Here is a 6,944-nt window from a genome sequence, read left to right on the forward strand (position 1 = left end):
TTTAGCGCCTGTTGCGTAAACGTCACATGCGTCCGGCGGACTACCCCCTTTTCCTTTGTCCGCCAAAGGCTCTTTGTTACATTACGTGTCAACTTCTTTAAGAAGCCCGGCAGGGACCGTCAACACACTGGCGCTAGAACAGTGACCTTGCCAAAAAGTCGCAAACACTCCCTGGAGATCTAATCAATGAAAAAGTCGCTTCTCGCTCTCGCAGCATTGGGCGTTTTCGCTGGCGCCGCACATGCGCAGAGCAGCGTGACGCTGTACGGCATCATCGACGCAGGCTTCGTCTACACGAACAACAGTGGCGGTCAGAAGCAATACGCCATGAACAGCGGCAACCTGCAGGGTAGCCGTTGGGGCCTGCGCGGCACGGAAGATCTCGGTGGCGGTCTGAAGGCCATCTTCGTGTTGGAAAACGGCTTCAACGTGTTCAACGGCCAGCTCGGCCAGGGCGGCGACGAGTTCGGCCGCCAGGCATACGTCGGTCTGTCGACGGCTCAGTTCGGCACGGTCACCCTGGGTCGCCAGTACGACTCCGTGGTTGACTACACCGGCGCATTCGAAGTCGGTAGCCAGTGGGCGTCGTACTTCGGCGCGCACCCGGGCGACCTGGACAACATGAACAACTCGAATCGCGTGAACAACGCGATCAAGTTCACCAGCGCGAACTACGCCGGCTTCACCTTCGGCGGCCTGTATAGCCTCGGCGGCAACGCTGGCCAGTTCAACCGCAACCAGATCTGGTCGGTCGGCCTGGGCTACTCGCAAGGTCCCCTGCAGTTGGGCGCGGGCTACTTGAACGTCAAGGACCCGAACTACTCGTTCTTCGGCAACAACGCGAACTCGAAGACGGCGACGACGGCCGGCTCGACGTCGAACTTCCCGAACAGCCGCGTGATCGGTGGCTACGCTTCAGCGAAGACGCAGCAAGTGATCGCGGCTGGCGGTGCTTACACGTTCGGCGCAGCAACGGTCGGCGCGACGTATAGCAACACGCAGTTCAAGGATCTGGGTTCGGAGCCGGGCACGGGTCTGACGCCGGTCGGCGGCTTCACGGGCGGCACGGGCAAGTTCCACAACGCCGAAATCAACTTCAAGTATCAGTTGACCCCGGCTCTGCTGCTGGGCGTGGCCTACGACTACACGAAGGGCTACGGTCTGGGCGATGCCAAGTACCATCAGGCGATGCTCGGCGCGGACTACTTCCTGTCCAAGCGTACCGACGTGTACATCGATGGCGTGTATCAGCACGCGAGCGGCACGGACTCGACGAACCGCGCAGCGGTCGCGAGCATCAACGGCCTGTCGCCGTCGTCGACGTCGAACCAGGTTGCGGCTCTCGTCGGCATCCGTCACAAGTTCTAATAAGGTCGTAACAAAGCGGTATCTCCTGAAAGGCGCCTCCGGGCGCCTTTTTTTCTTGCCCGCCCGGACTGGCGCCTGTTTCTCATGTCGCACGCGGACAACAAAAAAGCCCTCGTGTCTCGCGACGCGAAGGCTGATTCAGTTCAGCAGATTTCAGCGGCTAGGCGCGCCCGTCGCGCAACTCCCGCCGCAAGATCTTGCCGACATTGCTCTTCGGCAGATCGTTGCGAAACTCGATCATGCGCGGACGCTTATAGCCCGTGAGCCGCTCCTTGCAGTAGGCCATGACATCGGCTTCGGTCAGGCTCGGATCCTTGCGCACGATGAAGAGCTTCACCGCTTCGCCCGAGTTCTGATCCTTCACGCCGACGGCCGCGACTTCGAACACGCCGGGCAGCATCGCGACGACATCCTCGATTTCGTTCGGATACACGTTGAATCCCGACACCAGGATCATGTCCTTCTTGCGATCGACGATCTTCACGTAACCGCGTTCATCCAGCACGCCGACATCGCCCGAGCGGAGGAAGCCGTCGGGCGTCATCACCTTCGCCGTTTCGTCGGGCCGGTTCCAGTAACCGGCCATCACCTGCGGTCCGCGAATGCAGATCTCGCCGGGCTGGCCGAGCGGCACTTCGTTGTTGTCGTCGTCGCGGATGGATACTTCCGTCGACGGAAGCGGCAAGCCGATCGTGCCCGTGTATTCGGTCGCGGTCACCGGATTGCAGGTGACGCAAGGCGAAGTCTCCGACAATCCGTAGCCTTCGATGATCGGCACCCCCGTCACCGCGAACCAGCGTTTCGCCACGGCCTCCTGAACTGCCATGCCGCCGCCGTTCGCCGCGATGAGCTTGGAGAAATCGAGCTTGCCGAAGTCCGGGTGATTCAGCAGCGCGTTATAGAGCGTGTTGACCGCCGGGAACGTGTTGATCGATATGCCCTTCAGCTCCTTGATGGTGCCCGCGATGTCGCGCGGATTCGGAATCAGCACGCCGACACCGCCGGTGCGGATCGTGAGCAGTCCGCACACCGTCAGCGCGAAGATGTGATACAGCGGCAGCGCGACCACGCACACGAACTGATCGATGTCGGGACGGCGCTGGCGAGCCGGGTTCAACCACACTTCGGACTGCAGCACGTTTGCGATCAGGTTGCGGTGCGTGAGCGTCGCGCCCTTCGCGACGCCGGTCGTGCCGCCCGTGTACTGCAGGAATGCGGCATCGTCGGGCTTCTGATCAACGGGCTCGAGCGTGCCGCGGGCGCCTTCGTCGAGCGCATCGTTGAAGCGGATGCTGCCGGGCAGATTCCACTCGGGCACCATCTTCTTCACGCGCCGGACGACGAAGTTGACGAGCAGTCCCTTCACGCCCATGAGATCGCCCATCGCAGCGACGACCACGTGCTTGATCCCGGTGTTGCCGATCACGGCCTGAAGCGTGACCGCGAAGTTCTCGAGGATAACGATCGCTTCCGCCCCGCTGTCCTTCAACTGATGCTCGAGCTCGCGCGGTGTATAGAGCGGATTGACGTTGACGACGATATAACCGGCGCGCAGCACGGCCGCGATCGCTACCGGATATTGCAGGATGTTGGGCATCATCAGCGCGATGCGCGCGCCGGGCTTGAGCCCCTTTTTCTGGAACCATGCGGCCAGGTTTCTCGACATCGTGTCGAGCTCGCCGTAGGTGATCGCCTGGCCCATGCAGATGAACGCGCGACGGTCGCGATTCGCGCGAAAACTGTCTTCGAGCAGTTCGGAAACGGACCGATACACCGACGCGTCGATTTCCGCAGGCACGCCGGCCGGGTACGACTTCAGCCAGGGTTTCTCCATACGGCGTCTCCTTTATATGATTTTAGAATGGTCGTGCGGAAACTGAATCCTAGCTTCTCGTTCGGTCTCCGACAACTGGGTTAGACGCCATATACCAGACTCGTTCGAGTCCGCTCTGCCAGGTGCCATCAATGCATCTGCTCCACTTCCACGAGGCAATCGTAGAACGTTGCGGATCCTCCCAGATCGGTGAGTGCCTGGCTCGTCACCTGGTTGGCGTTGCAGCCATCGGGGGACAACTTTTTCCACCAGATCGACAGGCCGACGACGACGCCCTCGCGCGCACGCTCCGTCACGCGCGCGCGGGCCTGCATCGAGCCGCGATCGTTGAAGATGCGCACCAGTGCGCCGTCGGCGATGCCGCGCGCTTGCGCGTCGGCGGGATGGATATCGAGATGCGGCTCGCGCTCCGCCGCGCGCAGGCTCTCGATATTCACGAAACTGCTGTTCAGGAAATTGCGCGCGGGCGGCGAAATCATCGCGAGCGGATAGCGGGCAGCCAGTTCCGGCGATCCGTCCGCGGACTCGTATGGCGGCAGATAGTCCGGCAGCGGATCGAGGCCCTCGCGCTTCAGACGTTCGCTGTAGAACTCGCATTTTCCGGACGGCGTGCGGAAACCGCCGTCTGCCAGCGGAGCCTCGGCGATCTTGAGCTTCAGCCAACCGGACGTCTTCAACGTCTCCCAGCTCTCGCCTTCGAGCGTGGCGTCGTTCCAGCGGAAAGCCATCGATGCAATCTGCTCGTCGGTTTCGAAAAGTGCCGGCTCGACGAGACCCATCGCGCGCGCCATGCCACGGAAGATCTCGGTGTTCGGCCGCGCGTCGCCGACGGGCTGAATCGCCGGCAGATTCGCCATCACGTGCGTATGCCCGTATGACTTGTGTACGTCGAGATGCTCGAGTTGAGTCGTCGCGGGGAAGATGAGGTCGGCGTAGTCGGCCGTATCGGTCTGGAAATGTTCGAGCACGATCGTGAAAAGATCCTCGCGCGCGAATCCCGCCGCGACCTTCGCCGAGTCGGGCGCGACCGCGACAGGGTTCGAGTTGTAGACGATCAGCGCTTCGATCTTCGGCCCGAAGGCTTCGTCGCCTGGATGCAGCAGCGCGTCGCCGATCGCGTTCATGTTGATTGCACGAGGCAGTTTCGACGGCCAGCCGGGCAGCAGGTCGGGGCGCTCGAGCGCGCTGCCGTCGATCGGTGTCCAGCCCGACGAGGACAGCAGCAAGCCGCCCGCACGCTCGCGCCAGGCTCCGGTGAGCGACGGCAGGCAGGCGATCGCACGCACCGCGTTGCCGCCGCCGCGCACACGCTGCATGCCGTAGTTGAGGCGAATTGCGGCCTTCTTCGTCGATCCGAACGCACGCGCCAGCTCGACAATCACACTTTCTTCGATGCCGCAGATCTGCGCCACGCGCGACGGCGGATACTGCGCGGCGCGCTTCGCGAGTTCGTCGAAGCCGAGCGTGTGCGCATTCACGTATTCGCGATCGATGCGATTCTCGCGGATCAGCACGTCGATCATGCCGAGCGCGAGCGCCGCATCGGTTCCCGGCCGAAGCGCGATGTGCTCATGACACTTCTCGGCGGTCAACGATTTGTAGGGATCGATCGCAATCAGCTTCGCGCCGCGACGCTTCGCCTCCTGAGCGCGCGTCCAGAAATGCAGACTCGAGGCGATGGGGTTGGCGCCCCAGATCAAAATCAATTCGCTCTCTTCGTAATACTCCGCATGCATGCCGAGGCTCGCGCCGTACGTGTAGCGCAGGCCGGCCGCACCCGCCGCGGCGCAAATGGTGCGCTCCAGCCGCGACGCGCCGAGCACGTTGAAGAATCGGGCCGCGATGCTTTCGCCCTGCACCAGTCCCATCGTCCCGGCGTAGCTGTACGGAACGATCGCTTCGGGCGCGCGCCGGGCAATCGAACTCAGGCGATCGGCGGCAATTTGCAACGCCTCATCCCAACCGATCGGCTCGAACCGGCCCTCCCCCTTTTTGCCGACGCGCCGCAGCGGAGTCAGAAGGCGATCCTTGTGGTGCGTGCGCTCGGCATACCGCGCGACTTTCGTACAGAGCACGCCCTGCGTCGGCGGATGATCTGGATCGCCAGTGACCTTCACTGCCTTGCCGTCGCGGACAGTGACGCGCAGAGCGCAAGTGTCGGGGCAATCGTGCGGGCATACGGCTCGGGTGAACTCGGCTGGAGCGTTCATCGGAAAGTCCGGTAAATCAGAATAAAAGGCGGTAGATGACCGAATTCTATTACGGCCGCTATGCGATCGACCGTCCGGTGCAGCAAATAGTGGCGGCGTAGAATGAGGGAACTAGATGCGCAGTCAATACGCGCATTCCGAATTCAAACGTGAGAGCGATTCAAATGAATCTGATCCCAGAAATCGAAGCATCACACGACGAAATAAAAACGCTCCGACGAACGATCCATGCCCATCCCGAACTGCGCTATGAGGAGTTGGGCACGGCGAAACTTGTGGCCGACAGTCTCGAACGGTGGGGAATCGAGGTGCATCGGGGGTTGGGCAAGACGGGCGTCGTCGGCGTGCTGAAGCGTGGGAACGGCGGCGCATCGATCGGACTTCGCGCCGATATGGACGCGCTGCCCATTCAGGAGCTGAACACGTTTGAGCATCGATCGACAAAAGAGGGGCGCATGCACGCCTGTGGCCACGATGGCCACACCGCGATGCTGCTCGGAGCCGCGAAGCATCTGGCCGAGCACGGCAAGTTCGATGGAACCGTCGTGTTCATCTTCCAGCCCGCCGAGGAAGGCGGCGCGGGCGCCAAGGCGATGATCGAGGACGGGCTCTTCAAGCGTTTTCCCGTGGATGCCGTGTTTGGCATTCACAACTGGCCAGGCATGCCGGCAGGTCACTTCGGCGTGACGGAAGGGCCGATCATGGCATCGAGCAACGAATTTCGCATCACGATCCGCGGGACCGGTTCCCACGCGGCTTTGCCGCATAACGGGCGCGATCCGGTCTTTACCGCGGTGCAGATCGCGAGCGGACTGCAGAGCATCATCACGCGCAACAAGAAACCCATCGATACCGCGGTTCTTTCCATCACGCAGATTCACGCGGGCGATGCCGTCAATGTCGTGCCGGATCAGGCCTGGCTCGGCGGTACCGTGAGGACGTTCACAGTCGAGACGCTCGATCTGATCGAAGAGCGTATGCGCAAAATTGTCGAAGCGACTGCGGGGGCCTATGACTGCGAGGCTGAACTCCACTTCCATAGGAATTACCCGCCGACCATCAATTCGCCGAAGGAGGCGCGATTCGCCGCCGAGGTCATGGCGGAGATCGTTGGGAAAGACAAGGTGGACGGCGCCGTCGAACCGACGATGGGTGCGGAGGACTTTTCGTTCATGCTTCTCGAAAAGCCCGGGTGCTACGCGTTTCTGGGTAACGGCGACGGAGGACATCGCGAGGAAGGCCACGGCGCGGGACCGTGCATGCTGCACAACGCCAGCTATGACTTCAACGATGATTTGCTGTCTGTTGGATCATCGTACTGGGTGCGCTTGGCCGAGCGATTCCTGGCGCGCTGAGGCTCAATGCGGCGATTCGTTTCGGATGGTTGAATCGCCGTAACCGGATTCAGTTTCGAACGAGGCGCATTTTCGCGCGCGCCAACGCAAAAACCCCACCTTTTGGGGTGGGGTTTTTGCGTGAAGCATGAGGAGCCTGACGATTACCTACTTTCACACGGGAGATCCGCACTATCA

Annotated in this window: 4 protein-coding genes; 2 read left to right on the plus strand and 2 right to left on the minus strand. The window is 61.8% G+C overall.

Going from position 1 to position 6,944, the window contains the following annotated elements; translation table 11 throughout:
* Positions 1-186: 186 nt before the first annotated feature.
* A complete protein-coding gene (locus AWB83_RS33880) occupies positions 187-1,368 on the plus strand; it encodes a porin (protein ID WP_087049963.1) in 1,182 nt (393 codons plus the stop codon).
* A gap of 160 nt (positions 1,369-1,528) precedes the next feature.
* Here AWB83_RS33880 and AWB83_RS33885 read toward each other — a convergent pair whose 3' ends face one another.
* The gene (locus AWB83_RS33885; protein WP_087049964.1) at positions 1,529-3,202 is read right to left on the minus strand and encodes a long-chain fatty acid--CoA ligase; all 1,674 of its coding nucleotides are present in this window, start codon (positions 3,200-3,202) and stop codon (positions 1,529-1,531) included.
* A gap of 128 nt (positions 3,203-3,330) precedes the next feature.
* Entirely contained in the window at positions 3,331-5,412 is a 2,082-nt protein-coding gene (locus AWB83_RS33890) for a molybdopterin-containing oxidoreductase family protein (protein ID WP_087049965.1), read from the minus strand.
* 164 nt (positions 5,413-5,576) lie between these two features.
* Between AWB83_RS33890 and AWB83_RS33895 the strand changes: the two genes are divergently transcribed.
* The gene (locus AWB83_RS33895) at positions 5,577-6,767 is read left to right on the plus strand and encodes a M20 aminoacylase family protein (protein ID WP_087049966.1); all 1,191 of its coding nucleotides are present in this window, start codon (positions 5,577-5,579) and stop codon (positions 6,765-6,767) included.
* The last annotated feature ends 177 nt before the right edge of the window (positions 6,768-6,944 follow it).

Origin of the sequence: Caballeronia ptereochthonis, from assembly GCF_001545075.1 — a bacterium.
Lineage (GTDB): Bacteria > Pseudomonadota > Gammaproteobacteria > Burkholderiales > Burkholderiaceae > Caballeronia > Caballeronia ptereochthonis.

Coding starts and splice junctions, on each gene's coding strand:
- AWB83_RS33880 (WP_087049963.1), top strand. CDS start 187: ATGAAAAAGTCGCTTCTCGCTCTCGCAGCATTGGGCGTTTTCGCTGGC.
- AWB83_RS33885 (WP_087049964.1), bottom strand. CDS start 3,202: ATGGAGAAACCCTGGCTGAAGTCGTACCCGGCCGGCGTGCCTGCGGAA.
- AWB83_RS33890 (WP_087049965.1), bottom strand. CDS start 5,412: ATGAACGCTCCAGCCGAGTTCACCCGAGCCGTATGCCCGCACGATTGC.
- AWB83_RS33895 (WP_087049966.1), top strand. CDS start 5,577: ATGAATCTGATCCCAGAAATCGAAGCATCACACGACGAAATAAAAACG.